General features: G+C 72.4%; 25 protein-coding genes and 1 tRNA gene. 12 read left to right on the top strand and 14 right to left on the bottom strand.

All coding sequences use genetic code 11. From position 1 onward, the window contains the following. The first annotated feature begins 170 nt into the window (after positions 1-170). Positions 171-1,436 (top strand): amidohydrolase family protein, encoded by a 1,266-nt coding sequence (locus ACFWIA_RS03175; RefSeq protein WP_386999892.1) that lies wholly within the window; start codon positions 171-173, stop codon positions 1,434-1,436. A gap of 142 nt (positions 1,437-1,578) precedes the next feature. Further along, positions 1,579-2,235 carry an NAD(P)H-binding protein gene (locus tag ACFWIA_RS03170; RefSeq protein ID WP_385496047.1) on the top strand — a complete coding sequence of 219 codons (657 nt, stop codon included), beginning with the start codon at positions 1,579-1,581 and terminating at the stop codon, positions 2,233-2,235. Positions 2,236-2,346: 111 nt separating this feature from the next. Here the strand turns inward: ACFWIA_RS03170 and ACFWIA_RS03165 are convergent, their stop codons facing one another. After that, the gene (locus ACFWIA_RS03165) at positions 2,347-2,559 is read right to left on the bottom strand and encodes a hypothetical protein (RefSeq protein ID WP_385496046.1); all 213 of its coding nucleotides are present in this window, start codon (positions 2,557-2,559) and stop codon (positions 2,347-2,349) included. Positions 2,560-2,961: 402 nt separating this feature from the next. Here ACFWIA_RS03165 and ACFWIA_RS03160 point away from each other — a divergent pair, with 402 nt between their 5' ends. The 3 genes from ACFWIA_RS03160 to ACFWIA_RS03150 all read left to right on the top strand — a co-directional run bounded on the left by ACFWIA_RS03160 (position 2,962) and on the right by ACFWIA_RS03150 (position 5,254). Beyond that, the gene (locus ACFWIA_RS03160) at positions 2,962-3,621 is read left to right on the top strand and encodes a DUF4360 domain-containing protein (protein WP_386999890.1); all 660 of its coding nucleotides are present in this window, start codon (positions 2,962-2,964) and stop codon (positions 3,619-3,621) included. A 264-nt stretch (positions 3,622-3,885) separates the two neighbouring features. Further along, a complete protein-coding gene (locus ACFWIA_RS03155; RefSeq protein ID WP_386999888.1) occupies positions 3,886-4,545 on the top strand; it encodes a DUF4360 domain-containing protein in 660 nt (219 codons plus the stop codon). A gap of 238 nt (positions 4,546-4,783) precedes the next feature. Beyond that, on the top strand, positions 4,784-5,254 hold the full coding sequence (locus ACFWIA_RS03150) for a hypothetical protein (RefSeq protein ID WP_386999886.1): 471 nt from the start codon (positions 4,784-4,786) through the stop codon (positions 5,252-5,254). 129 nt (positions 5,255-5,383) lie between these two features. Here ACFWIA_RS03150 and ACFWIA_RS03145 read toward each other — a convergent pair. Beyond that, positions 5,384-5,465, bottom strand: a tRNA-Tyr gene (locus ACFWIA_RS03145). 187 nt (positions 5,466-5,652) lie between these two features. Between ACFWIA_RS03145 and ACFWIA_RS03140 the strand changes: the two genes are divergently transcribed. Beyond that, the gene (locus ACFWIA_RS03140) at positions 5,653-6,141 is read left to right on the top strand and encodes a YajQ family cyclic di-GMP-binding protein (protein ID WP_386999884.1); all 489 of its coding nucleotides are present in this window, start codon (positions 5,653-5,655) and stop codon (positions 6,139-6,141) included. A 168-nt stretch (positions 6,142-6,309) separates the two neighbouring features. Further along, entirely contained in the window at positions 6,310-6,777 is a 468-nt protein-coding gene (locus ACFWIA_RS03135) for an NUDIX domain-containing protein (RefSeq protein ID WP_386999882.1), read from the top strand. Positions 6,778-6,870: 93 nt separating this feature from the next. Here the strand turns inward: ACFWIA_RS03135 and ACFWIA_RS03130 are convergent, their stop codons facing one another. From ACFWIA_RS03130 to ACFWIA_RS03075, 12 genes are all read right to left on the bottom strand, one after another. Beyond that, positions 6,871-7,266 carry a YccF domain-containing protein gene (locus ACFWIA_RS03130; RefSeq protein ID WP_386999880.1) on the bottom strand — a complete coding sequence of 132 codons (396 nt, stop codon included), beginning with the start codon at positions 7,264-7,266 and terminating at the stop codon, positions 6,871-6,873. Then, on the bottom strand, positions 7,263-8,126 hold the full coding sequence (gene htpX, locus ACFWIA_RS03125) for a zinc metalloprotease HtpX (RefSeq protein ID WP_385496038.1): 864 nt from the start codon (positions 8,124-8,126) through the stop codon (positions 7,263-7,265). Before htpX ends, ACFWIA_RS03130 begins: the two co-directional genes overlap by 4 nt. A gap of 272 nt (positions 8,127-8,398) precedes the next feature. Continuing rightward, positions 8,399-10,072 carry an NADH-quinone oxidoreductase subunit N gene (locus ACFWIA_RS03120; protein WP_386999878.1) on the bottom strand — a complete coding sequence of 558 codons (1,674 nt, stop codon included), beginning with the start codon at positions 10,070-10,072 and terminating at the stop codon, positions 8,399-8,401. Then, positions 10,069-11,679, bottom strand: coding sequence for a NuoM family protein (locus tag ACFWIA_RS03115; RefSeq protein WP_386999875.1), 1,611 nt, complete (start codon positions 11,677-11,679; stop codon positions 10,069-10,071). Before ACFWIA_RS03115 ends, ACFWIA_RS03120 begins: the two co-directional genes overlap by 4 nt. 6 nt (positions 11,680-11,685) lie before the next feature. Continuing rightward, positions 11,686-13,677, bottom strand: a complete 1,992-nt coding sequence (locus ACFWIA_RS03110) for an NADH-quinone oxidoreductase subunit L (protein ID WP_386999873.1) — start codon at positions 13,675-13,677, stop codon at positions 11,686-11,688. After that, entirely contained in the window at positions 13,674-14,075 is a 402-nt protein-coding gene (gene nuoK, locus ACFWIA_RS03105; RefSeq protein WP_386999870.1) for an NADH-quinone oxidoreductase subunit NuoK, read from the bottom strand. Before nuoK ends, ACFWIA_RS03110 begins: the two co-directional genes overlap by 4 nt. Continuing rightward, entirely contained in the window at positions 14,075-14,773 is a 699-nt protein-coding gene (locus ACFWIA_RS03100; protein WP_386999868.1) for an NADH-quinone oxidoreductase subunit J, read from the bottom strand. Before ACFWIA_RS03100 ends, nuoK begins: the two co-directional genes overlap by 1 nt. After that, positions 14,770-15,459: a NuoI/complex I 23 kDa subunit family protein gene (locus tag ACFWIA_RS03095; RefSeq protein WP_386999866.1), complete on the bottom strand. Its 690-nt coding sequence runs from the start codon at positions 15,457-15,459 to the stop codon at positions 14,770-14,772. Before ACFWIA_RS03095 ends, ACFWIA_RS03100 begins: the two co-directional genes overlap by 4 nt. A 3-nt stretch (positions 15,460-15,462) precedes the next feature. Further along, positions 15,463-16,428, bottom strand: a complete 966-nt coding sequence (locus tag ACFWIA_RS03090; protein WP_386999864.1) for an NADH-quinone oxidoreductase subunit H — start codon at positions 16,426-16,428, stop codon at positions 15,463-15,465. Beyond that, positions 16,425-17,891: an NADH-quinone oxidoreductase subunit C gene (locus ACFWIA_RS03085; protein ID WP_386999862.1), complete on the bottom strand. Its 1,467-nt coding sequence runs from the start codon at positions 17,889-17,891 to the stop codon at positions 16,425-16,427. Before ACFWIA_RS03085 ends, ACFWIA_RS03090 begins: the two co-directional genes overlap by 4 nt. Further along, positions 17,888-18,637 (bottom strand): NADH-quinone oxidoreductase subunit NuoB, encoded by a 750-nt coding sequence (gene nuoB / locus ACFWIA_RS03080; protein WP_386999860.1) that lies wholly within the window; start codon positions 18,635-18,637, stop codon positions 17,888-17,890. The genes ACFWIA_RS03085 and nuoB overlap by 4 nt, the downstream gene beginning before the upstream one ends. After that, complete coding sequence (locus tag ACFWIA_RS03075; RefSeq protein WP_385496028.1) at positions 18,628-19,029, bottom strand: NADH-quinone oxidoreductase subunit A; 402 nt, start codon at positions 19,027-19,029, stop codon at positions 18,628-18,630. The genes nuoB and ACFWIA_RS03075 overlap by 10 nt, the downstream gene beginning before the upstream one ends. 360 nt (positions 19,030-19,389) lie before the next feature. On the opposite strand from ACFWIA_RS03075, the gene ACFWIA_RS03070 reads away from it, so the two are divergent. The 5 genes from ACFWIA_RS03070 to ACFWIA_RS03050 all read left to right on the top strand — a co-directional run bounded on the left by ACFWIA_RS03070 (position 19,390) and on the right by ACFWIA_RS03050 (position 26,551). Further along, positions 19,390-20,622: a sensor histidine kinase gene (locus ACFWIA_RS03070; protein WP_386999858.1), complete on the top strand. Its 1,233-nt coding sequence runs from the start codon at positions 19,390-19,392 to the stop codon at positions 20,620-20,622. A 501-nt stretch (positions 20,623-21,123) separates the two neighbouring features. After that, positions 21,124-22,476 (top strand): sensor histidine kinase, encoded by a 1,353-nt coding sequence (locus ACFWIA_RS03065; protein ID WP_386999856.1) that lies wholly within the window; start codon positions 21,124-21,126, stop codon positions 22,474-22,476. 154 nt (positions 22,477-22,630) lie between these two features. After that, positions 22,631-23,290, top strand: coding sequence for a LuxR C-terminal-related transcriptional regulator (locus ACFWIA_RS03060; protein WP_385496056.1), 660 nt, complete (start codon positions 22,631-22,633; stop codon positions 23,288-23,290). Positions 23,291-23,523: 233 nt separating this feature from the next. Next, a complete protein-coding gene (locus ACFWIA_RS03055) occupies positions 23,524-25,479 on the top strand; it encodes a 2-oxoacid:acceptor oxidoreductase subunit alpha (protein WP_386999854.1) in 1,956 nt (651 codons plus the stop codon). Next, a complete protein-coding gene (locus ACFWIA_RS03050) occupies positions 25,472-26,551 on the top strand; it encodes a 2-oxoacid:ferredoxin oxidoreductase subunit beta (protein WP_386999852.1) in 1,080 nt (359 codons plus the stop codon). Before ACFWIA_RS03055 ends, ACFWIA_RS03050 begins: the two co-directional genes overlap by 8 nt. Positions 26,552-26,602 lie beyond the last annotated feature (51 nt).

Below are 26,602 nucleotides of genomic sequence, written 5' to 3'. Positions count from 1 at the left end.
CGGCGCCCCGGGGAAGCGCCACAGCCGACGAAGGCGCACCGTCCGGGGCCGGTTTCACCGGGCGCACCACAATCAGTACGACTATTGCGCTCCTCCCCGGAGCTTTCCGGCTGCCACCCTAGGCTCGACTCACGCTGTGTGATCACGACGGCCGAGCACTCAGGAGAGCGATGCCCGACAGCCAGCCGCAGCAGCCGTCCGCCGGCTCTCCCCGGCCCTCCGGCGACGAGGGCGGCGCGGCCGACGGCACGGGGCTGCTGCTGTGTGACGCCCGTCTCGCGGACGGCAGGACTGTGGACGTACGGATCGTCGACGACCGGATCGAAGCCGTCGGCACCGCGGGCAGTCTCACCGCGTACGCCTCCACCCGGATCGACCTGGACGGGTACCTGCTGTTGCCGGCGCCCGCCGAACCCCACGCCCACGGGGACACCGCCCTGTCGGCCGACGCCGAGGGCCCCGTCTCGTACGACCCCCACGACGTCCAACGGCGGGCCACCGAAGCCGCGCTGCTCCAACTCGGCCACGGGGCGACGACCCTGCGGACCCATGTGCGCATCGGGGACGTGCCCGGGCTGGGGGCGTTGGAGGGGGCGCTCCGGGCCCGGCGGGCCCTGCGGGGGCTGGCCGACCTGTCCGTGGTGGCGATGCCCCGCCTGCTGACCGGGGCGGCGGGCGCGGACGGACTCGCCCTGCTGCGCGACGCCATCGGGATGGGGGCCTCCGTGGTGGGGGGCTGCCCGGACGTCGACCCGGACCCCCCGGGGTACGTCCAGGCCGTGCTGGAACTCGCCGCGGAGCACGGGTGCGCCGTCGACCTCCACACCGACGGGGACGACCCCGCCCGGCTCGCCCGGCTCGCGGCGATGGCCGGGGGGCTGCGGCCCGCGGTCACCCTCGGCCCCTGCGGCGGGCTCGCGCGGCTGCCCGCCGAGGCGGCGGGGCGGGTCGCGGACCGGCTGGCGGCGGCCGGGGTCACGGTCGTCTGCCTGCCGCAGGGCGGCTGCGTGGGCGCGGAGCGACGGGAGACGGCGCCGGTGCGGCTGCTGCGGGCCGCGGGGGTGCGGGTGGCGTCGGGGAGCGGGGCGCTGCGGGACGTGGGCAACCCGGTGGGGCGGGGGGACCCGTTGGAGGCCGCGTACCTGTTGGCCTCGCGGTACGGGGTGCGGCCCGAGGACGCGTACGCCACCGTGTGCGGGGCGGCCCGCGGGGTGCTCGGACTGCCCGAGGTGCGGGTGGAGGCCGGATTCCCCGCGGAGTTGCTCGCGGTGCGGGGGGAACGGCTGGGGGCGGTGCTGTCGTTGGGGTACAGCAGGGTCGTGGTGCACCGGGGGCGGGTGGTCGCCCGGACGAGTGCGGTGCGGGAGTACTGCGACTCGGCCGCGGCGGCGGCTCTGGACCTCCCCCGGCAGGGACGGCCGCCCGCCCGGGGCTGAACCTCTCGGCGGCCGGCGGTGGTCGCCGATCGCGGGTTGCCCGTCGTGGATCGCCTGTCGTGGATTGCCCGTCGCGGATTGCCTGTCGCGGGCCGTGGGTCGCGGGCGTGCTCCGGGTGGGAGGTGGGCGTACCGTCGGGGCATGCGCATTGTCATTGCCGGAGGACACGGTCAGATCGCGTTGCGGCTGGAGCGGTTGCTCGCCCGACGGGGGGACGAAGCGGTGGGGCTCATCCGACGCGCCGAGCAGGCGGACGACCTGCGGGCGGCCGGTGCCGAGCCCGTCGTCTGCGACCTGGAGTCGGCCACCGTCGACGAGGTCGCCGCGCACCTCGCGGGGGCCGACGCGGCGGTGTTCGCCGCGGGCGCCGGCCCGGGCAGCGGCACCGCCCGCAAGGACACGGTGGACCGGGGCGCGGCGGTGCTCCTCGCGGATGCGGCCGAACGCGCCGGAGTCCGCCGCTTCGTGATCGTCTCCTCGCTGAGCGCGGACCCCGCGCACCCCGGCGACGAGGTGTTCGACGTGTACCTGCGGGCGAAGGGCGCGGCCGACGCCGAGGTGCGGTCCCGGCGCGGTCTGGACGTGACGGTCCTGCGGCCCGGCCGGTTGACGGACGACGCCGGGACGGGGCTCGTCCGACTGGAGGCGTCGACCGGGCGCGGTGCGGTGCCGCGGGACGATGTCGCAGCGGTCCTCGCGGAGTTGCTGGAGACCCCGGCGACGGCGGGGCTGACCCTGGATCTGATCTCGGGCCAGGTGCCCGTGTCCGTCGCGGTGAAGGCCGTCGCCGGCAACTAGTGCCCCTGGCGTGCGGGGTGACGGAGCGTCACCACCGCGTGCGTGGTGGCGGCGTTCCGCTCGGCGGGGCGCCGCCCGTCGGTGGGGCCGTCCCCTTCGGTGGGGGCGCGCTCAGAAGAGGGGCAACTGTCCGGGGAACTCCGGGAGCGCATAGCCGTCCAGATGAGGTTGCGCCGCCCCGAGCGGGGCGTCTCTGCGCGAGCCCGGGCAGGACAGCAGGGAACCGGCACCGCGGGCGCCCGGCGGGTCGTGCCGGGCGAAGCGGCCCGCCACAACGGCGATTTCGCGGCGGCACTCGGGGCAGGTTCTGCGGCGCGAGGACATCCCACCAGTGTGCCCCGGACCACCGACAACAGCGCCCGGCACACCCGTGCGTCACGTGCCCCCGGAGTCTGCGCGCGGCTCCCCCGAGGGCCGATGTTGGCCGAGACCCGCCGTCGGGCCGGTGCGGGCGGATTCCCCCCGTCGCCACGTATCCGCAGATGGGGGTCGTCCGCCTGACTCACGGTCAGTAATTGACATGTGCACGACTCACGTGGCTCTCACTTCCTCATACGGCTCCAATGCCCGGTGTGCATGCTGCGGGCCGCACACCCCGAGGTCGACGTCGACGCGCCGGCCCGGCCGACCGTCCCGTGTCCAGCGGGCGGTCACCACCACCCCCCACCCGCGCGGCGGCGCCCGCTCCACACGCCGTCGCGGGGTCAGGCATTGGACAGGAGAACCATGGCTCGTGCTCTGCTCGCCTCCGGTGTGGCGGCTGCCGCGCTCCTCGCGGCGGCGCTGCCCGCCCAAGGCGCCAGCGCATCCGTTTCGACCATCGAGGCCCCTCCGGACAAGATCGTGATCGAGGTCGCGACCGTCAACGGCTCGGGGTGTCCGGCGGGCACCGCCGCCGTCGCCGTGTCGCCCGACAACACGGCCTTCACGGTGACGTACAGCGACTACCTGGCCAAGGTCGGAGGCACCTCGCTCCCGACGGACTTCCGGAAGAACTGTCAGCTCAACCTGATCGTGCACGTGCCGCACGGCTTCACCTACGCGATCATGAGCACCGACTACCGCGGCTTCGCCTCCCTGGAGCCCGGATCGTCCGGCGTCGAGAAGGCCTCGTACTACTTCCAGGGCTCGCCGGCCACCGCGTTCCGCACGCACACCTTCTACGGTCCCCTCGTCGAGGACTGGCAGGCGACCGACACCACGGAGTGGCCGAACCTCGTCTGGGCACCGTGCGGGGTCAAGCGCAACCTCAACATCAACACCGAACTGCGCGTGAACGCGGGCACGTCGGACCGCACCAAGACCAGCTTCATGACCATGGACTCGACGGACGGCAACCTCGACACCGTCTACCACCTGGCGTGGCGGGAGTGCCCCGCGCCGTGACCCCGGTGTCCCCGTCACGGACCGTCCCGGGACGCGTCGGCCCCTGACGGAACCGCCCGACCCCGGTGCTGCCCTCCCTGCCCGTGCGGGAGGGGCCCGCCCGGGGCCGGGCGACCCGGGCCCGCCGCAACGGACCCCGTTCGGCGACCACCCGCCCCAGCTCTTCCGCCCGACCGGCCGCCCCCTGCGACGGCCGCCCCCCACCCACCGACCGCGGCACCGCACCGGCGCCGCGGCGGTCCTCACGCAACGGACAGGAGAACCATGGTTCGCGGAATGCTCGTCTCCAGCGCGGTCGCCGCACTCTTCGCCGCGGTCATCCCCGCGCAGAGCGCCACCGCCCAGGTCGCCACCACCAGTAGCCCGCCCCCGGGCAAGGTCACCGTGGACGTCGTCACCGTCAACGGCTCCGGCTGCCGGGCCGGGACGGCGGCCGTCGCTACCTCGCCCGACAACACCGCCTTCACCGTCACCTACAGCGACTACCTCGCCAACGCGGGCGGCGCCTCGTCGCCGACCTCGTTCCGGAAGAACTGTCAGCTCGGCCTCCTCGTGCACGTCCCGCAGGGCTTCACCTACGCCATCAGCAGCGCCGACTACCGCGGGTTCGCGTCGCTCGAAGCCGGGGTGACGGGCGTCGAGAAGGCGTCGTACTACTTCCAGGGCTCGTCCAACACCGCGGCCCGGACCCACACCTTCCACGGCCCCATGGCGGAGGACTGGCAGGCCACGGACTCGACCGACTGGGCGCAGCTGGTGTGGGCGCCCTGCGGAGTGAAGCGCAGCGTCAACGTCAACACGGAGCTGCGGGTGCTGCTCGGCGACTCCGACCCGGGCAAGACCAGCTTCATGACGATGGACTCCACGGACGGCAGCATCTCCACCGTCTACCACCTGGCGTGGAAGGAGTGCCCGGCCGCCTGAGCCGGGCGCCCACCGGCCGCTGACGCCTGCCCGGCGTCCGTCGGCCGCTCAGGGACGTCGTCGACCCTCGGGTGAGCGGGTCGGTGGCCACCGGGAGGGTTCCGCCGCGCCCTGGTCACGGCGCGGCGGGGCCCTCCCTTGGCGTGCGGCGACGGGCCACCGGTGCGCACCGCACGTTGCGCACCGGTGGCGAGGCGCACGGCTCCCCGGACGGATGGCCGGCGTCTAAGCTGCTTCGATGCGGATTCCTTCCGTCACCGTCGTCCAACACGTCGTCCGGTGCCTGTCGACGCACGGCATGGAGCCCGCGCTGGGCGGGTCGGGGCTGCTCGTCGCGCTGGGACTCGCCGACACCGCCCACGACTGGGACCTGACCGTCGACTCCCAGGGCGAAGCGGTGCGCGAGGCGCTGGACGAAGGCGGATTCTCGTTCCTGGACGCGACCGGTGGCGATCCGGTGTACGCGACCCACCGGCGGTACCTCATCGACGGCGGCGACCATTCCGTCGACTTGCTGGTGGGATTCGCCCTCCGGACCGCGGACGAGGTCGTGCCCCTGCCCTCGCGGGTCACCGGATCGTGGAGCGGGCTGCCGCTGGCCGATCCGAAGGTGTGGGAGCGGGCGTACGTCCTGCTGGGGCGGCACCACAAGGCAGCGTTGCTACGGCAGTGGCTGCACGAGGGGCCCCGCGCCGGAGCGGGAGACTGACGTGAGCGCGGAGCGCACGGGCTGCCTCCGCTCGAACGCGTACAGCGCCGCGGGTTCTGCCTCCCGCCGAACACGAAAGAACCCCCTGACCTGCTGTATCAGCATGGTCAGGGGGTCCTTACCCAAGTGTGGCGGCGCCAGGATTCGAACCTGGGAAGGCTGAGCCGGCAGATTTACAGTCTGCTCCCTTTGGCCGCTCGGGCACACCGCCTGGGTTGCTGCTGGAGATCAGCTTGACCGCTGGTCTCTCCGGCAACGACGTAAACGATACCCGATGAGCGGGGGTGCTCCGCCACTCGATTGAGCGGCACCCGACGCGGGGCGGTGGCTAGGCTTTGCGGATGCGGTCAGGGATTCGTGGCCGCTCCCACGCAACCCGATCCAAGGAGCCACAGCACATGGCCGACTCCAGTTTCGACATCGTCTCGAAGGTCGAGCGGCAGGAGGTCGACAACGCCCTCAACCAGGCGGCGAAGGAGATCTCCCAGCGCTACGACTTCCGTAACGTCGGCGCGTCGATCGCCTGGTCCGGCGAGAAGATCCTGATGCAGGCCAACTCCGAGGAGCGCGTGAACGCGATCCTCGACGTCTTCCAGACCAAGCTGGTCAAGCGCGGCATCTCGCTGAAGGCGCTCGACACCGGTGAGCCGCAGCTCTCCGGCAAGGAGTACAAGCTCTTCGGCTCCATCGAGGAGGGGATCTCCCAGGAGAACGCGAAGAAGGTCGCGAAGATCATCCGGGACGAGGGCCCCAAGGGCATCAAGGCCCAGGTGCAGGGCGACGAGCTGCGGGTCAGCTCGAAGAGCCGGGACGACCTCCAGGCCGTCATCGCCCTGCTGAAGGGCCAGGAGTTCGACTTCGCGCTCCAGTTCGTGAACTACCGGTGATCGGGGTCCTCGACCTGTACGACGCTCCCGGGTGAGCCCTGCGGGGCCGGTGGGGCACGACGGGGGCGCGTCGCCGAGCACCGTCTCGGCGGCGCGCCCCCGATCGGCGTGACCGCCGGTCGTGGCCGGGCCGTGCCCGGTGGCCGACGCCCTGGAAGGAGGCACGAGGTGGAGCGACTGATCGCCCGGCTGTGGCGCAGCATCCGTGGCCCGGTGCAGTGGCGGGTGATGTGGATCGCCCAGGCGAAGTTCATGGCCGGGGTGACCGGTGTCGTGCGCGATGACGCGGGGCGCGTCCTGCTGCTGCGCCACCGCATGTGGCCCGAGGGGCGGCAGTGGGGTCTGCCCACGGGCTACGCGCTCAAGGGCGAGGAGTTCCGTGCCACCGTCGTGCGGGAGGTGCGCGAGGAGACCGGGCTGGACGTCCGGACCGGCCGGCTGGTCCGGCTCAGGAGCGGTTACCGGCTCCGGATCGAAGTGGCGTACGAGGCCACCCTGATCGGCGGCGATCTCACGATCGACCCGTTCGAGATCCTGGAGGCGCAGTGGTTCTCCCCGGACGAACTGCCTCAGGGCCTACAGGAGTCGCACCGGCCGCTGATCCTGGGGCAGTCGACCCCCGAGACCCCCGACTGACCGGGGGCCCTGCTCGCCGGCGTCGCGTGAGCGCGGGTGCGGGTGCAGATGCGGGTGCGGCGCGCGCGGCGGACTCCACCGCGCGGGCCGTCGTCACCAGCGGCCGACGAAGGGCTGGTCGGTGTCGACGATCTCCTTGCCGAGCGGCATCAGGGACACCGGTATCAGCTTGAAGTTGGCGATGCCCAGGGGGATTCCGATGATCGTCAGGCACTGGGCGATGCCGGTGACGATGTGCGTCAGGGCCAGCCACCAGCCCGCGAGGACGAGCCACAGGACGTTGCCCACGAAGGACGGGGCGCCCGCGTCCGGACGTTCCACCACCCGGTGGCCGAAGGGCCACAGGGCGTAGACGCCGATGCGGAGCGCGGCGACCGCGAAGGGGATGCCGATGATGGTGAGGAAGAGGAGGCACGCCGCCAGCAGATAGCCGAGGAACAGCCAGAATCCGCTGAAGACCAGCCAAATGATGTTGAGGATTGTTTTCACTGGTGTCGACCTGCCATCTGTTCGAGACGGGCGATGCGCTCTGCCATCGGCGGGTGCGTGGAAAACATCTTGGAGAGGCCCTGGCCCGGACGGAACGGGTTGGCGATCATCATGTGGCTCGCCGTCTCGATGCGCGGCTCGGGCGGTAGCGGCAGCTGCTTGGTGCCGGCGTCCAGCTTGCGCAGGGCGCTCGCGAGGGCCAGCGGATCGCCGGTCAGCTGGGCCCCGGACGCGTCCGCCTCGTACTCCCGGGAGCGGCTGATGGCGAGTTTGATCACGGACGCGGCCAGCGGGCCCAGGATCATGATCAGTAGCCAGCCGAGGATGCCGGGGCCCTCGTCGTTGTCGGAACGGCCGATCGGGATCAGCCAGGCGAAGTTGACCAGGAACATGATCACCGAAGCGAGTGCGCCGGCGACCGACGAGATGAGGATGTCCCGGTTGTAGACGTGGCTCAGCTCGTGGCCGATCACCCCGCGCAGCTCGCGTTCGTCGAGGATGCGCAGGATGCCCTCGGTGCAGCACACGGCGGCGTTGCGCGGGTTGCGGCCGGTCGCGAAGGCGTTGGGGGCCTCGGTGGGCGAGATGTAGAGCCGGGGCATGGGCTGACGGGCCTGCGTGGACAGCTCACGGACCATGCGGTAGAGCGCGGGCGCCTCGAACTCGCTGACCGGGCGGGCCCGCATCGCGCGCAGGGCCAGCTTGTCGCTGTTCCAGTACGCGTAGGCGTTGGTGCCCAGGGCGACGAACAGGGCGATGATCAGCCCCGTACGTCCGAAGAGGCTGCCGATGACGATGATGAGTGCCGACAGTCCTCCGAGGAGAACGGCGGTCTTCAGCCCGTTGTGCCGGCGGTGCACAGTAAGCCCTCCTGGTGTTACGGCAGGGGAACCCTCTGCTCCTTGGTGCTCTGTCGCGGTGGTGCGGTCATGCGGTGGTGCCGGAGCTCCTCCACCGTCCAGTGGACCTTCCCTCACTGGTCAACGCCAGGCGAGCGGGACTAGTTCCCTTGTGCGCGGGCCGCGGCGTGTCGGCCGACCGGGTGACGGCACGACGGCGGCACCCCCCGCGGACAGGGGGTGCCGCCGTCGGACGGCGGGCGGGTGCGGACCCGGTGGGCCCGCCCGGCCCGTCAGAACAGGACCGTGTCCGCGAAGCGCAGGGCCAGCTGGGGGGCTCCGGACAGGACGATGCTGAGGAGGGCCGTCAAGGCGATCGCCGCGGCGATCGGGAGCGGCACGGCGGCCACGGGGGACGTGCTCGGGGACGTGCTCGGTGGGGCGGGCGCGGACGGGGCGGGCGCGGTGACCGTGGTGGCCGTGGCTGCTCCGACGGCCGCGGGGACCTTCGCAGGCGCATCGGGGGCCGCCGCAGTGGCTTCGGGGGCTTCGGGGGCCCGTTCCGGCGCCTGGAAGAGGAGCGCCGTCCAGCGGAGGTAGTAGTACAGGGCGATCACGACGTTGACGGCCATGACGACGGCGAGCCAGCCGAGGCCCGCGTCGACCACCGACGAGAACACGGTCACCTTGGCGAACAGGCCGATGATGCCCGGCGGCAGTCCGGCGAGGCAGAGCAGGAAGAACCCCAGCACCAGGGCGGTCAGCGGGCGCTCGGCGTACAGCCCGCGGTAGTCGGTGAGGCGGTTGAGGGGCCTGGTGCGGGCGACCAGCGCGGCGACGGCGAAGGCCCCGAGGTTCACGGCCGCGTACATCAGGGCGTACGCCACGGTGGAGCCCACGGCGCGCTGCGGCTCCTGCGCGTACGCTGCCGCGGCGATCGGGACCAGTAGGTACCCGGCCTGCCCGACGGAGGACCAGGCCAGCAGGCGGACCGCGCTGAACGCGGACGCGGAGCGTTGGCGCAGGGCCGCCGCGTTGCCGATCGTCATGGTGAGGGCGGCCAGCACGGCGAGCGCGGGGCCCCAGACGTCCGCGTACGGCGGGAACGCGATGACGGTGACCAGGATCAGCCCGGTGAAGCCGACGGCCTTGCCGATGACCGACAGGAAGGCGGCGACGGGCAGCGGCGCGCCGACGTAGGTGTCGGGCACCCAGAAGTGGAACGGGACGGCGGCCGTCTTGAAGGCGAAGCCGATGAGCGTGAGGGCGACGCCGGTCTGGGCGAGCGTCGCGTACCGGCCGTCCACGTCCGCGAGCGCGTCGGCGATCTCGGTGAGGTACATGCTGCCGGTGGTCGCGTACACGAAGCTGGCGCCCATGAGGGTCACGGCGGTGGCGGTGACGGACGACAGGAAGAACTTCAGGGCCGCCTCGGAGGACATCCGGTCGCCGCGCTTCAGGCCCACCAGGGCGAACGCGGGCAGGGAGGCCACTTCGAGGGCGACGATCAGGGTGGTGAGGTCGCGCGCGGCGGGCAGCAGGGCGGCGCCGGCGGCCGAGGACAGCAGCAGGAACCAGTACTCGCCGTCGGGCAGCACCCGGCCGCCCGGACGGTCGGCGTCGTCGCTCAGCAGGGTGATCGAGAGCAGCACGGTCACCAGGGCGCCGCCGATGACCAGCAGTTGCACGGCCAGGGTGAACTGGTCCGCGGTGTAGCTGCACACCTCGGGGGCGGACTTGCGGCAGAACGTGGCGCGGTCGGCGCCGACGAGCGGCAGCAGGGACAGCGCGGCGAGGGTGAGCGCGCCGGCGCTGGCCCAGCCGAGGAGGGCCTTGTGCCGCTCGGGCACGAACAGGTCCGCGACGAGGACGAGCAGCGCGGCGACCGCGGTGAGGGTGGGCGGCGCGATGGCGATCCAGTCGACGGACTGGACGAGGTTCCCGACGTCCGGGGCGGCGACGGTCACGACTTGCCTCCTGCGAGGAGCTGCTGCACGGCCGGATCGGTGAGGCCCAGCAGCAGTGCGGGCCAGAGTCCGGCGATCACGGTGAGGGCGACGAGCGGGGTCCAGGCCGCGTACTCGTGGCGGCGCACGTCGAGGAAGGCCCCGGCGTCCGGGGCGGCTCCGGTGGCCGGGGCGGTCTCGGCGGGGGTCTTCGGGGTGCCCATGCAGATCCGGCGGACCACGATGAGCAGGTACGCGGCGGTGAGCAGGGTGCCGAAGCCGGCGAGGGCCACGAAGACCAGGTACGCGGGCCGGTTGAGGCCGGCCGCGGGGTCGAAGGCCCCGAACATGGCGAGCATCTCGCCCCAGAACCCGGCGAGCCCGGGCAGTCCCAGCGAGGCGACCGCGCCGAAGGCGAACAGCCCGCCGAAGCGGGGCGCGACGCCGTACAGGGCGGCCCCGGTGTCGCCGGCGAGGGCGTCGAGGTCGGTGGTGCCGGTGCGGTCCTTGAGGGCGCCGACCAGGAAGAACAGCAGCCCCGTGATGAGTCCGTGGGCGATGTTCGCGAACAGGGCGCCGTTCACGCCGGTCGGCGTGAGGGTGGCGATGCCGAGCAGGACGAAGCCCATGTGCCCGACGGACGAGTAGGCGATCAGGCGTTTGAGGTCGCCGCCCGCTCCGGGCCGGGCGAGCGCCAGACAGGCCAGCGACCCGTAGATGATCCCGGCGACGGCGAACGCGGCGAAGTACGGGGCGATCGTGTGCATGCCGTCCGGGGTGATCGGCAGCAGGATGCGGACGAAGCCGTAGGTGCCCATCTTGAGCAGCACGCCCGCGAGCAGCACCGAGCCGACGGTCGGGGCCGCGGTGTGCGCGTCCGGCAGCCAGCTGTGCAGCGGCCACACCGGGGTCTTGACGGCGAGTCCGATGCCCACTGACAGCACGGCGATGATCTGCACGGACGTACTGAGCGACCGGCCGTCGTCAGCGGCGAGCGCCACCATGTCGAAGGTGCCGGCCCTGAGCCCGATGAGGAGCAGGCCCAGCAGCATCACGACCGAACCGAGCAGGGTGTAGAGGATGAACTTCCAGGCAGCGGCCTTGCGGCCGGCGCCGCCCCAGCGGGCGATGAGGAAGTACATCGGGATGAGGACCATCTCGAAGGCGAGGAAGAACAGCAGCAGGTCCAGCACCGCGAAGGTCGCCAGGGTGCCGGACTCCAGGACGAGCACCAGGGCGACGAACGCCTTCGGGGACGGGCCCGCGGGCGGCTTCGCGTAGCTGTACAGGGCGCACAGGAAGGTCAGCAGCGCCGTGAGGACCAGCAGGGGGAGCGAGATGCCGTCGATGCCGAGGTGGACGCGGACGTCCAGCGCCGCGATCCAGCTGACGTCCGTCGTGGCCTGCATCTTCGACGGGTCGTCGTGGTCGAAGCCCAGGGCGAGGACCAGCGCGGCGACGAGGACGGCACCGGTCACGGTGACGCCGTGGCGCAGCACGGCCTGGTCGGGCGAGGAGCCCCGCAGTCCGGGCGGGGCGGGCAGCAGGGCCGCCGCGGCGCCCAGCAGCGGAGCGACGACCACGAACGCCAGGAGGAACTGCATCACGGACTCGTTGATATCGATCACTGCGGCTCACGCTCCGACGGTGGCGACGAGGACGGCGGCGACCGCCAGGACGACGGTGCCGGCGAACAGCGCGCTCAGATAGGTCTGCGTGTTCCCCGTCTGGGCCCGCCGCGCGGCGGTGCCGAGCAGTCGGGGCAGGGCTCCGGCGCCCCGCACGTAGGTGTCGATGACCGCGCCGTCCAGGAAGCGCACCAGTCGGGCCGCCGCGACCACCGGGCGGACGAAGAGCACCCGGTAGACGGCGTCCAGGTGGAAGCCGTTTGCGGCGTGCCGGTGGAGCGGGCCGAGCAGGACCCGACCGGGGTCGGCCGGGTCGGGGTGCGCGGCCAGGTACCCGTACGCGCGCTCGTGGCCGGCGAGGGCTTCCTCCTCGACCAGGGAACCGTCCGCCTCGGGGTGGGCGACGACCGCGCCGAGGGGGACCCGGGGGGTGCTGATGGTGTGCCGCCAGGTGCCGTACACGAGGAGCCCGCCGATGAGGGCGGCGCCGGTGCCGAGCACGGAGGTGGTGAGGGTCGGGGTCAGGGAGTCCCCGCCGAGCCAGTCGGGCAGCACGCCGACGGCGAGGCCGAAGGCGAGCGAGGGGACGGCGAGCACCCGCAGGACGCTGGTCATCGCCAGCGGCTGCCGGCCGTGGTCGGGGGCCTCCTCGCCCCGGCCGCGGAAGGCGAGCAGCCACAGCCGGGCCGCGTAGGCGGCGGTGAGCAGGGCGGTGAGCAGACCGGCGACGAGGACGGTCCACCCGGCGCCGGTGGGGACGCCCGCGGTGTCGCCGTGGGCGGCGTGCTCGGCGCCGACCAGCACGGCCTCCTTCGAGAAGAAGCCGCTGAAGGGCGGGATCGCCGCGAGGGCGAGCAGCGCCACGGTCATCGTCCAGTAGGCGTCCGGGATACGGGATCGCAGATTCCGCATCCCGGACATGGCGGCGAGCGAGTTGGTGCCGGCGGCGTGGATGACCACACCCGCGGCGAGGAACAGCAGCGCCTTGAACGCGCCGTGCGAGATGAGGTGGAAGACGGCCGCACCCGGGTCCGCGACGGCGAGCGCCCCGGTCATGTAACCGAGCTGGCCGATCGTCGAGTACGCGAGGACGCGCTTGATGTCGTCCTGGGCGAGCGCGGCGAGCGCCGAGCCGAGCATCGTCACGGCGGCCATCACCGCGAGCACGACCAGGGCGGCGGCCGAGGCGGCGAAGACGGGCAGCAGCCGGGCGACGAAGTAGACGCCGGCGGCGACCATCGTCGCCGCGTGGATCAGCGCGGAGACAGGGGTGGGGCCGGCCATCGCGTCCGGCAGCCAGGTGTGCAGCGGGAACTGCGCCGACTTGCCCGCCACGCCCGCGAGCAGCAGCAGCGCGATCACCGTGGGGTGGTCGAGGCCGCCCGCCGCGACGGTGTGCAGGACGGTGGAGATCCGGAACGAACCCGCGTCCGCGGCGAGCGCGAACAGTCCGATCAGGAAGGGGACGTCACCGAGCTTGGTGACGAGGAACGCCTTCAGCGAGGCGGCGCGGGCCTCGGGCGTCTCCCAGTAGTGGCCGACCAGGAAGTACGAGCAGATGCCCATGACCTCCCAGCCCACCAGCAGCACCATCAGGTCGCCCGAGTAGACGACCAGGAACATCGCGGCGGTGAACAGGGACACGAGCGCCGCGTACGAGGGGTAGCGGGGGTCGTGGCGCAGGTACGCCGTCGAGTAGAGCTGCACGCAGGTGGCGACCACGCCGACGAGGACGGCGACGAGGGCGGCGAAGCCGTCGATGCGCAGCGCCAGGTCGATGGGGACCGAGCCGGTGGGGGTGAGTTGGGTGGCCGCCTCGATGGTCGCCCCGCCGCCCTGGCGCACGGCGACGAACACCGCGAGCACCAGTGCGGCCACGGTCGGCAGGATCGCCAGGGGGCGGACGAAGCCGGGCGCGGTGCGGCCGAGGAACAGTCCGGCGGCGGCACCGAGGAACGGCAGGACGGGGACGAGTACGGCGAGGGTCGTGGTGGTCACGCGGCGGCCTCTGTGGTGGGTGCCGTGGCGGGGGTCGCCCGGGTGCCAGGAGCGTCCGGACCGCCGTCCGGTCCCGGTCCGTCCTCGGCGGTGTCGCGGAGCTTGTCGATGTCGGAGGAGCCGCGGTTGCGGTACACGGCGAGGACGATCGCGAGGCCGATGCCGATCTCGGCGGCGGCGATGGCGATGGTGAACAGGGTCAGCGCCTGGCCGGAGTGCAGGGTGTCGCGGGCCGCCTCGCTGAGCCAGACGTCGAAGGCGACGAGGTTCAGGTTGACGGCGTTGAGCATCAGCTCGACGGACATCAGCACCAGGATCGCGTTGCGGCGGGCCAGTACGCCGTACAGGCCGGTGCAGAAGAGGAGGACCGAGAGGACCACGGGGTAGGCGAGGTGCATCAGTCGTTCTCCGTCCGCTGCGCTGGGCCGGGGCGCTGTGCGGTGCCGGGGCGCTGTGCCGTGCTTGGACGCTGTGCGGTGCCCGGGGAGGTGCGGCGGGGGCGCGCGGTCTTGGCGGGTTGCGCCGGCGGCTTCTCCTTGCGGGAGAGGACGATCGCGCCGACCAGGGCGGCGAGCAGCAGCACCGACAGCGCCTCGAAGGGGAGCACCCAGTTCTGGAACAGGCTCGCGCCCATCACGTCGGTGGAGCCCTGGGCGGCACCGTCCAGTTCGAGGCGGGTGGTGCGGAACGCGTCCACCACCACCCAGACCAGGGCGGCGGCCGAGGCCACGGCGACCGCCAGGGCCACCCACCGGTTGCCCGAGTCGGCGTCCGGGGACGGTCCGATGGGCGCCCGGGTCAGCATCAGCCCGAACAGCAGGAGCACGACGACGGAGCCGACGTAGATGAGGACCTGCACCCAGGCGATGAACTCGGCGGTGAGCAGCAGGTACTCGACGGCGATCCCGCCGAGGGCGACCACCAGCCACAGCGCGGCGTGCACGAGCTGTTTGGTGGTGACGGTGATGACCGCGGCGCCGAGGGTGACCACGCCGACGAGGAGGAAGGCGATCTCGACGCCCGTCGGGGACAGGAAGCCCGCGGTCTCGGCGGCGAGCGGAACGGGGTGCGCGGGGAGTGTCGTGAGGGGGGTCACCGGGGTCCCTCCTGCTCGGGAGCGGTGCCGTCACCGGAATCGGGGGCGGGGGACGGGGCGGGGGCGGGGCCCGGCGCCGCCGGGGGCTCGGTGCTCTCGGCGGCTTCGGCGACCCGCGCGGCCTCAGCGGCCTCAGCGGCCTCAGTGGCGATCTTCTCCGCGGTCTTGCGGGCGGCGGACAGCTCCTTGGGCTCCTCCGCGGCCGGGTCCAGCGCGGGCGGCGCCGGAACCGTCCACATCCACTCGCGGAGCTTGTCCCGCTCGTGGGTCAGCTCGCGGATGTCGGTCTCGGCATACTCGAACTCCGGCGACCAGAACAGCGCGTCGAAGGGGCACACCTCGATGCAGATGCCGCAGTACATGCACAGCGAGAAGTCGATGGCGAACCGGTCGAGCACGTTGCGACTGCGCTCACGGCCGCCGGGCGCGGCGGGCGGCACCGTCTCCTTGTGGGAGTCGATGTAGATGCACCAGTCGGGGCACTCGCGGGCGCACAGCATGCACACCGTGCAGTTCTCTTCGAACAGGCCGATGACGCCCCGGGTGCGGGGCGGCAGTTCGGGCTGGACGTCGGGGTAGCGCGCGGTGACCGACTTGCGGGTCATCGTCCGCAGGGTGACGGCCAGCCCCTTGGCCAGACCGGACCCGGGGAACTTGCGCGGAGTGCGCGCGGGCGACTCGGCCATGGATCACATCACCACCTTGACGACGCCGGTGAGGGCGATCTGGGCGAGGGCGAGGGGGACGAGCGTCGTCCAGGCGAGGCGCTGGAGCTGGTCCTCCCGGAGCCGGGGGTAACTCACGCGCAGCCAGATGATGACGAACGCGAGGACGGAGATCTTCAGCAGGGTCCACACCCAGCCGAGGCCCTCCGCTCCGAACGGACCGTGCCAACCGCCCAGGAAGAGGACAGTGGTCAGGGCGCACAGCACGACGATCCCGGCGTACTCGGCGAGCAGGAACAGCGCGAAGCGCAGTCCGGTGTACTCCGTGTACGCGCCGAAGATGATCTCGGAGTCGGCGACGGGCATGTCGAACGGCGGCCGTTGGAGTTCGGCGAGTCCGGCGACGAAGAAGACGAGCGCGCCGACGATCTGCCAGGGCAGCCACCACCACTCGAACGCGTCGACGATCCCCGGCAGCGAGACGGTGCCGGCGGCCATCGCCACCGACGCGGCGGCCAGCAGCATCGGCAGTTCGTAGGCGAGGAGTTGGGCCGCGGTGCGCAAGCCGCCGAGCAGCGAGAACTTGTTCGCCGACGCCCAGCCGGCCATCAGCGAGCCGAGGACGCTGACGCCCATGACCGCCAGGGCGAAGAAGACGCCCGCGTCCAGGACCACCCCGACGGCGCCCTCCTGGGGGCCGATGGGGATGACCACGAGGACGAGCAGGTACGGCAGGAGCGCGACGGCCGGGGCGAGCTGGAAGATCCGCCGGTCGGCCCGGGCGGGGACGATGTCCTCCTTCTGGGCGAACTTGACGCCGTCGGCGACCAGCTGGGCCCAGCCGTGGAACCCGCCCGCGTACATCGGGCCGAGGCGGCCCTGCATGTGGGCCATGACCTTGTGCTCGGTCTGCCCGATGACCAGCGGCAGCACGAGGAAGACGGCGAAGACGACGAGGAGTCGCAGGGCGACGTCTAGCGCGTCGTTCACTGCGGGCCTCCTGGGGGGTTGTCCTCGGTACGGGGACGACGGCTACGGGGACGTTGGGCGTCGTCGGGAGCGGCTTCGCCGGGAGCGGCTTCGTCAGCCGGCTCGGAACCTTCGGCCTGACCGGCGGGTTTGTCCGGGTCGGCGGGTGCGTCCGGGTCGACGGGTTTGCCCGCGGCCCGTTCGCGTTGCTCGGGTGCCTCGGCCGGTTCGGGCTGCTGGGCGGGCGACCCGGACTCGGCGGTGCGGGACCCTCCGCCCGGCGCCACCGCCTCGTCGAAGGCCGGACGCGCGTGGTGCCAGGGCGCGTCGGAGGAACCCCGGGTGCGCGGGGCGGCGGGCGAGGGGTCCGCGGGGGCGGTCGGCGCGCCGGTCGCGGCGTCCGGACGTGCTGCGGCGCCGTCGCCGGTCCGGTCCGCGGCCCGAGTGCCCTCGTCCGACTGGCCGGTGGCTTCCGGCGCGGAGGCCGCGCCAGATTCCGTGACCGTGCCAGGGTCCGTGGCCGCACCGGGTGCGGTGGCCGTGCCAGGTTCCGGAGCCGCATCAGGTGCGGTGGCCGTGCCAGGTTCCGTGGCCGTAACGGGTTCCGTGGCGGCCCGCTGCGAGGCGGAACCGCTCTCCGCGGACCGGGCCCGACGGGCCGGCCGGGCGGCCTGCGCCTCGGCCGACGGAGCGGCACCCTCCGGGGCGCCCGCGCCGGTGACCGGCGGAGATTCCGTACCGGCCGCACCGGCCGCTTCGGCCGGACCCGGCTGGCTGGCCGACCCGGCAGCGGCCGTACGCGTACGCCGCACCGGCCGGTCACCGGCGGCACGCCCCGCGGCGCCCGCACCGGCGCGACCAGCAGCGCCCGCACGCCCCGCCGCACCCGCACGCCCCGCACCGCGCGCCGGCGCGGGAGGCAACGTCCCCTTCAGGGGCCCCCACTCGTTGGGATCGGGCACCCCCGGCGGCAGCATCTGCCGGCGCTTGGGTCCCCCGTGCTCGGACTCGCCCGGCTCCTTGGCACCGGGCCACGCCTTGACCACCCGGGCCGCGAGGACGAAGTCCTTGCGCAGCGGGTGGCCTTCGAAGCCCTCGGGCAACAGCAGGGGGTCAAGACCCGGGTGGCCCGTGAAGTCGACGCCGAACATCTCGTGGGTCTCCCGCTCGTGCCAGGCGGCGCCCGCGTACACCCCGATCGCGGAGGGCAGGGCGGCGGCGTCCCGCGGCACGGTGGTCCGCACCAGCAACCTGCGCACCGGGTCGAGGGCGACGACGTGGGCCGAGACCCGGAATCCGGCCTCGGCCTCGTCGACGGCGCTCAGCCAGTCGAAGAAGGTGCAGCCGAGGGTCGTCCGCGCGGTCTCCAGGGCGGTGATCCAGGCGGCGGCGGGCACGTCGACGGTGAGGACGTCGTAGGACTCCTCGGCGGTGGCCTCCGGACCGAACAGGTCCGTGACGTCCTCGGGCAGCCAACCGGTCACCGGTCGTTCCCCTCTCCGGCGACCGGGGCGGAGCCGGCGGCGGTCGGCGCACCGGTCGCGGCGGGCGGACGGACGAGGTCGCTCTGGAGCGCGGCGGCCGACGGACGGCCCCCGGTCGCGTACCGCTCGCCCAGGGACTCGCGGGCGATCTTCTCCTGGAGCTTGAGGATGCCCTGGAGCAGCGCCTCGGGCCGCGGCGGGCAGCCGGGCACGTACACGTCGACGGGGATGATCTGGTCCACGCCCTTGGTGACGGAGTACGAGTCCCAGTAGGGGCCGCCGCAGTTGGAGCAGGCGCCGAAGGAGATCACGTACTTGGGCTCGGGCATCTGCTCGTACAACCGCTTGACGGCCGGGGCCATCTTGTCGGTGACGGTGCCGGAGACGATCATCAGGTCGGCCTGCCGGGGTCCCGGCGCGAAGGGGATCACTCCGAGGCGGATGAAGTCGTGGCGGGCCATCGACGCGGCGATGAACTCGATGGCGCAGCAGGCGAGTCCGAAGTTGAAGACCCACAGGCTGTAGCGGCGGCCCCAGTTGAGGACCACCTTCATCGGCTCGGGGGCGAGCCGGGCCAGCGTGCCGAGCCTGCGCGGCTCGGGCAGGAACACGGGACCGGGCGCGGCGGCGGGGTCCGTGTCGGACGCGGGCGTAGCGGGGTCCGTGTCGGACGCGGGCGTAGCGGGGTCCGCGTCGGACGCGGGCGTAGCGGGGTCCGCGTCGGACGCGGACGGGATCACGCCCATGTCAGGACGCCCTTCTTGTACGCGTAGAGCAGGCCCACGGCGAGGAAGCCGAGGAAGATGAACATCTCCACGAGGGTCGTCGACCCGTATCCCTGCTCCGCGAAGACCGTGGCCCAGGGGAACAGGAAGATCGAGTCGACGGCGAAGATCACGTAGAGGAACGAGTAGACGTAGTAGCGCACCTGGGTGTGCGCCCAGCCCTCGCCGACGGGGTCGACCCCGCACTCGTAGGTGAGGAGTTTCTCCGGGGTCGGCACGACCGGGCGCAGCAGTCGTCCGGCGCCGAAGGCGACCGCGACGAAGAGCACCCCGATCAGGGCGAGTAGTCCCACGACGGAGTACGACTGGAAATAGCTCTCCGAGCCCTCCGCGAGAACGGTCGGTTCCGGCACGTCCGCCCCTCGCTCCTTGCCTCGTGCGCCCCATGGCCGCACCGACCCGGACGCCGGGCGGCGGAGCGGGCGGGACGCCAGTGAATGCGCGGTGTACGACGTTCTCTACGCACGGGAGTCTAGGCCCTGCTAAAGGAGGGGTAAGCAGCCCGTCACCGGTCAGGAGGGTTCCGAGGGGCCCCTGGGGCCGTCACGAAACGGACCTGACGGGCCCGGACGTGCTGCGGCGGGGGTCGCCCGGGAGGTCGGGACGCCCGGCTCAGGGGCCGGGGGCGGACGGCCGGGGGGTGGGGATATCCACAGGGTGAGAATGCGGTCCACCTCATGGCGCCGACCGCGGTGACCAGGCACGCTCTAGACATGAGCGCACGAATGACCACTTCCGTCCGGGGCCGGGACGCGACCGACGCGACCGCGCCGGTGGCCGGTGCCGAGGGCACCGAAGAGGCGCTGCCGCCCGCCCGTTTGGCGTACGGGGCTCAGACCTGGCGGGAAATAGCGCATCTCCTGCTGAATCTGCCGATGGGTTTGATCGGTTTCGTGTACGTGGTGACCTCGCTGGCGATCGGTGTCGGCCTGGCCATCACGGCCGTCGGGCTGCCGCTGCTGGCGGTGAGCCTGTTGGGCGTGCGGCAGTTCGGGCGGGTCGAGCGGGCCCGGGCCCGGGCCCTGCTCAAGGTGCGGGTCGAGGAGCCCAGCCCGCTGCCACTGCGGGGCCTGCCGTGGCTGACGCGGCTGCGCACCTGCGTGGCGGACCCGGTGGCGTGGCGGGCGGCGCTCTACGAGGTCATACGGCTGCCGTGGGGGGTGTTGACCTTCGGGGTGACGTTGGCCTCCCTGTTCGTGCTGTGGCCGGTGCTGCCGTTCATCGCCCGGGCGTTGACGGACGTCGACCGGATGTTGGTGCGCGGGCTCCTCTCCCCGTCCGACGAGTTGGAGCGGCGCATCGCCGAGTTGGAGTCGGACCGGGGGGTCGTGGTGGACACCGCGGCGGCGGACCTGCGACGCATCGAACGGGACCTGCACGACGGGGCGCAGGCCCGGCTCGTCAATCTGGCGATGGGGCTCGGGCTGGCGAAGGAGAAGCTGCTGGAGGACCCGGACACGGCCGCGGTGATGGTCGAGGAGGCCCACGGCGAGGTGAAGCTCGCTCTCCAGGAGCTGCGGGACCTGGCCCGGGGCATCCACCCGGCGGTCCTCACCGACCGCGGACTGGACGCGGCCCTGTCCTCGGTGGCCTCCCGGTGCACGGTGCCCGTGCGGGTGACGGCGGATCTGGGGAGCCGGCCGGCGGCGGCGATCGAGGGGATCGCCTACTTCACGGTCTCGGAACTCCTCCAGAACGTCAGCAAGCACAGCCGGGCCCGGTCCGCGGCGGTGGAGGTGTGGCGATCGGGCGAGCGGCTGCTGATCCAGGTCACGGACGACGGGGTGGGCGGCGCGAGCCTCGACGGCGGTACGGGCATGGCGGGGCTCGCCGACCGGCTGGGCGCGGTCGACGGCCTGTTCATCGTCGACTCCCCGGTGGGCGGTCCGACGACGGTCACCGCGGAGCTGCCCTGGCGGGACCGGGAACGCCCGTCCGCGAAGTAGCCCTCCGGGCTGGGGCGGGAGGTCCCGTGTTTGGGGGTCCGGTCTCTGCCGGGGTCCCGGGGTGCCCGGTGCGAGTCCGGCCCGGGGGGTACGGGTCCGCAGTTCGGGGTCCGCGGTTCGGGCCCTAGACACGGAGGCTCTGCGCGGGGCCGGGCCCATCAGGGGCCGCAGCCGGCGTTCGGGGCCGGGGGCTGGTGTCGGGGGATCTGGGACCCTCGCGGACCGGACCGGGCCGGGCCCCTCGGCCGGACCGGGGGCCAGGGGCGGAACCGGGGCGGGGCAGGGCGGGCCCGGTCCGTGGCGGTGGGAGTGGGGCCGGGGAGGGGTGACGGGCGGGGCGGTGTCGCCGGGGGGTAGGGAAAACCCCCGGTCGGAAACGGAGACGTGCCACATGGTGGGGGCCGCCCCGCTCGGGGACCCTGGAGGTACTTCGGCTGACCGCCCGGGCGGCCAGCCGACGAGCGGGGCAGCAGCGGGCGACACGAGAGAAGGACGACGAGGATGGCCACGGAGTACGGGCAGGGTTACGGGCGGCAGGGCCGGCCCGAGTTCGACGGCGCGGGGTCCGGGCGGCGGCACCTGCTCCCGGCGGGGCTGCGCGAGCCGTTCACGGCCCGCACCTGGCGCGAGTTCGGGTTCGCCCTGCTGAGCCTCCCGATCAGCATCATCGCCTTCACGTTCACGGTGACGATGCTCTCGGTCGGTGCGGGGCTGCTGGTCACCTTCCTCGGCGTGCCGGTGCTCGCGGCGACCCTGTCCGGGGCGCGGGGGTTCGCCGCGCTGGAGCGGGGGCGGGCGCGGACGTTGCTCGGCATGGACATCGGTGACGCGGAGCCGCTGCGGGTGGCCCGGCCGGGTCTCATGGCGTGGATCGGCGCGGTCTTCAAGAGCGGTTCGTCCTGGCGGAACCTGCTCTACACGCTGCTGCACTTCCCCTGGGCGGTGTTCACCTTCACCACCGCGCTGACCCTGTGGGTGGTCTCCTGGGGGCTGTTCACCTACCCGCTGTGGCACTGGGTGTTCCCCGTCTACACGAGCCAGGACGGCATACAGCTCTACGGGGACGAGAACAGCGCGGTCCACCTGGACAACGCCTTCGAGCTGACGGTGACGGCCCTGGTCGGCCTGGTGCTGACGCTGGCCACGCCGTGGGTCGTCCGGGGCCTGACGATGGTGGACCGGCTGCTGATCCTCGGGCTGCTGAGCCCGTCCCGGTTGGCCTCCCGGGTGGTCGAGCTGGAGTCGGACCGGGGGGTCGTGGTGGACACCGCGGCGGCGGACCTGCGACGCATCGAACGGGACCTGCACGACGGGGCGCAGGCCCGGCTCGTCAGCCTCGCGATGGACCTCGGTCTCGCCAAGGAGAAGATGACGGAGGACCCGCAGGCGGCGGCGCGGATGGTGGACGAGGCGCACGGCGAGGTGAAGACGGCGCTCCAGGAGCTGCGGGACCTGGCCCGGGGCATCCACCCGGCGGTCCTCACCGACCGCGGACTGGACGCGGCCCTGTCCTCGGTGGCCTCCCGGTGCACGGTGCCCGTGCAGGTCGAGGTGGACCTGCCGGCCCGGCCGGCGCCCGCGATCGAGGGCATCGCCTACTTCACGGTCTCGGAACTCCTCCAGAACGTCAGCAAGCACAGCGGGGCGAACCGGGCGAGCGTGGACGTGTGGCGGGTGGAGAGCCGGCTGCTCATCCAGGTCACGGACAACGGCGCGGGCGGAGCGACGGTCAGCGGCGGTACGGGGCTGGCGGGCCTCGCCGAGCGGCTCGACGCGGTGGACGGCATCCTCGTGGTCGACTCCCCGCCCGCCGGTCCGACCCGGATCACCGCCGAGCTGCCCTGGCGCACCTGACCCACCCCGTCGCACCGTCGCACCGCCGTGGAGCGACAGAGCCGCAGAACCGCAGATCGGAGTGCCCCCGTACCCCGCGGGGGCACTTTGCTGGAATGCTGGACCTAAGGGACAGCAAGCGTTACATGGGGGGCCAGCAAGCGTGGAGACAAGGGTGAAGGTCGTCATCGCCGAGGATTCGGTGCTGCTCAGAGAGGGCCTGACCCGGTTGCTGACCGACCGGGGGCACGACGTGGTGGCGGGAGTGGGCGACGCGGAGGCACTGATCAAGACGATCACGGACCTCGCGGGCACGGGGGACCTCCCGGACGTGGTGGTGGCCGATGTGCGGATGCCCCCGACGCACACGGACGAGGGGGTGCGCGCGGCGGTCCGGCTCCGCAAGAGCCACCCGGGGCTGGGGGTCCTGGTCCTCTCCCAGTACGTGGAGGAGCGGTACGCGACGGAGCTGCTCGCGGGGTCGAGCCGGGGGGTCGGGTACCTGCTGAAGGACCGGGTGGCCGATGTCCGCGAGTTCGTGGACGCGGTGGTGCGGGTGGCCCAGGGGGGCACCGCGCTGGACCCGGAGGTGGTGGCCCAGCTGCTGGGGCGCAGCCGCAAGCAGGACGTCCTGGCGGGGCTGACCCCCCGGGAGCGCGAGGTGCTGGGGCTGATGGCGGAGGGGCGTACGAACTCGGCGGTCGCCCGACAGCTGGTGGTGAGCGACGGCGCGGTGGAGAAGCACGTCAGCAACATCTTCCTGAAGCTGGGACTCTCCCCGAGTGACGGGGATCACCGGCGTGTCCTGGCCGTTCTCACGTATCTGAACTCGTGAGTCACCTGACCCTCCCTCACCCCGCGCGCGGCGTTGCGGGAGCGGCGCCGCGCCGGGCGAGGGGGTGCGGGTGATCATGGAAGCAGCGGGCCGCGCACGGTCCGAGCCGTCTCAAAAGTGCGTCCATCATACGAACAGCCGAAGGAAGGCGACCCTTACCGAAGTAGGGTGGGCCTGGGAAGACCGGTGTGCTGGTCCTTCCCGAAGAGCCGCGCCGAGGGAGGTCCAGTTCAGTGACCAGCCAGGTCAGTAGCCCAGCCGAGCCAGCCGACGGGACCGTCGTGGAACACGTGGGCGAACAGCGCACACCGCCGACCGGATCGCCAGGTGGTGAGAAAGAGGTCCGCAAACTGGACCGGGTGATCATCCGCTTCGCCGGTGACTCGGGCGACGGCATGCAGCTGACGGGTGACCGCTTCACTTCGGAGACGGCGTCGTTCGGCAACGACCTGTCGACCCTGCCGAACTTCCCCGCCGAGATCCGCGCGCCCGCAGGCACCCTGCCGGGCGTTTCGTCGTTCCAGCTGCACTTCGCCGACCACGACATCCTGACCCCGGGTGACGCGCCCAACGTGCTCGTCGCGATGAACCCGGCCGCGCTGAAGGCGAACATCGGCGACGTCCCGCGGGGCGCCGAGGTCATCATCAACACGGACGAGTTCACCAAGCGGGCCATGCAGAAGGTCGGGTACGACACGTCCCCGCTGGAGGACGGTTCGCTGGACGGCTTCAGCGTCCACCCGGTGCCGCTGACCACGCTGACGGTCGAGGCCCTGAAGGAATTCGACCTGTCGCGCAAGGACGCGGGCCGCAGCAAGAACATGTTCGCGCTGGGGCTGCTGTCCTGGATGTACCACCGCCCGACCGAGGGCACCGAGAAGTTCCTGAAGTCGAAGTTCGCCAAGAAGCCGGAGATCGCGGCGGCGAACATCGCGGCGTTCCGCGCCGGCTGGAACTTCGGCGAGACCACCGAGGACTTCGCGGTCTCCTACGAGGTCGCCCCCGCGTCGAAGGCGTTCCCGACCGGCACCTACCGGAACATCTCCGGCAACCTCGCCCTGTCCCTCGGGCTGGTCGCCGCCGGTGAGCTGGCGGACCTGCCGCTGTACCTCGGTTCGTACCCCATCACCCCCGCCTCGGACATCCTGCACGAGCTGTCCAAGCACAAGAACTTCGGCGTGCGGACCTTCCAGGCCGAGGACGAGATCGCGGGCATCGGCGCGGCACTGGGCGCGGCGTTCGGCGGCTCCCTCGCCGTCACCACGACCTCGGGTCCGGGCGTGGCGCTCAAGAGCGAGGCGATCGGTCTCGCGGTCTCCCTGGAACTGCCGCTGGTGATCGTGGACATCCAGCGCGGCGGCCCCTCCACCGGTCTGCCCACCAAGACGGAGCAGGCCGACCTGCTCCAGGCGATGTACGGCCGCAACGGCGAGGCCCCGGTGCCGATCGTGGCGCCGCAGACGCCGGCGGACTGCTTCGACGCGGCGATCGAGGCGTCGCGCATCGCGTTGGAGTACCGCACGCCCGTGTTCCTGCTCAGTGACGGTTACCTCGCCAACGGCTCCGAGCCCTGGCGCATCCCGGAGACCGGCGAGCTGCCCGATCTGCGGGTCCAGTTCGCCACCGGCCCGAACCACACGCTGGAGGACGGCACCGAGGCGTTCTGGCCGTACAAGCGCGACCCCGAGACGCTGGCCCGACCGTGGGCGGTCCCGGGCACGCCGGGCCTGGAACACCGGATCGGCGGCATCGAGAAGCAGGACGGCACGGGCAACATCTCGTACGACCCGGCCAACCACGACTTCATGGTGCGCACCCGGCAGGCGAAGATCGACGGGATCGCGGTGCCGGACCTGGAGGTCGACGACCCCTCGGGCGAGGCGAAGCTCCTGGTACTGGGCTGGGGCTCCACGTACGGGCCGATCACGGCGGCGGCGCGGCGGCTGCGGACGGCCGGCGAACACGTCGCCCAGGCGCACCTGCGGCACCTCAACCCGTTCCCCCGGAACCTGGGCGAGGTCCTGGCGCGTTACGACAAGGTGGTGATCCCCGAGATGAACCTCGGCCAGCTCGCCACCCTGGTCAGGGCCAGGTACCTGGTCGACGCCCAGTCCTTCACCCAGGTCACGGGTCTGCCGTTCAAGGCCGAGCAGCTCGCCACGGTTCTCAAGGAGGCCATCGATGGCTGACGTCACCGCCGAAGGCCCGGGGGGCATCAAAGCGCTCTCCCTGGTCCCGAAGGCCACCGCCAAGCAGTCCATGAAGGACTTCAAGTCGGACCAGGAGGTGCGCTGGTGCCCCGGCTGCGGTGACTACGCGGTCCTGGCGGCGGTCCAGGGCTTCATGCCGGAGCTGGGGTTGGCCAAGGAGAACGTGGTCTTCGTCAGCGGCATCGGGTGCAGCTCCCGTTTCCCGTACTACATGAACACGTACGGGATGCACTCCATCCACGGTCGGGCGCCCTCCATCGCCACCGGGCTCGCCTCCTCGCGGCAGGACCTGAGCGTCTGGGTCGTGACCGGTGACGGCGACGCGCTGTCGATCGGCGGCAACCACCTGATCCATGCGCTGCGGCGCAACGTGAACCTGAAGATCCTGCTGTTCAACAACCGGATCTACGGCCTCACCAAGGGCCAGTACTCGCCGACCTCCGAGGTCGGCAAGATCACCAAGTCGACGCCGATGGGTTCGCTGGACGCGCCCTTCAACCCGGTGTCGCTGGCGGTCGGCGCCGAGGCGTCGTTCGTGGCGCGGACGGTGGACTCCGACCGTCAGCACCTGACGAGCGTGCTGCGGGAGGCCGCCGCCCACCCCGGTACGGCCCTGGTGGAGATCTACCAGAACTGCAACATCTTCAACGACGGCGCCTTCGAGGTCCTGAAGGACCGCCAGCAGGCCCTGGAGGCCGTGATCCGGCTGGAGCACGGCCGGCCGATCCGGTTCGGCGTGGACGACGCCAAGGGCGTGGTCCGGGACAGCCTGACCGGTGACCTGTTGGTGGTGGACGTCACCGAGGAGAACCAGAGCCAGATCCTGGTGCACGACGCGCACAACCCGTCGCCGACCACCGCCTTCGCCCTGTCGCGGCTCGCGGACCCGGACACCCTGCACCACACCCCCATCGGCGTCTTCCGTTCGGTGGACCGGCCGGTCTACGACACCTTGATGGCGGACCAGCTCGACGCCGCGGTGGAGCGGTACGGCAAGGGCGACCTCAGCTCGCTGCTCACCGGGGGCGACACCTGGACGGTCGTCGGGTAGTCCCCTTCGGACCCCCGACCCGGGCCCGGGGTGCGGAACGTACGGCGTACG

Origin of the sequence: Streptomyces sp. NPDC127068, from assembly GCF_042724695.1 — a bacterium.
Classification (GTDB): domain Bacteria; phylum Actinomycetota; class Actinomycetes; order Streptomycetales; family Streptomycetaceae; genus Streptomyces.
This window is presented reverse-complemented; position numbering and strand designations above follow the sequence as displayed.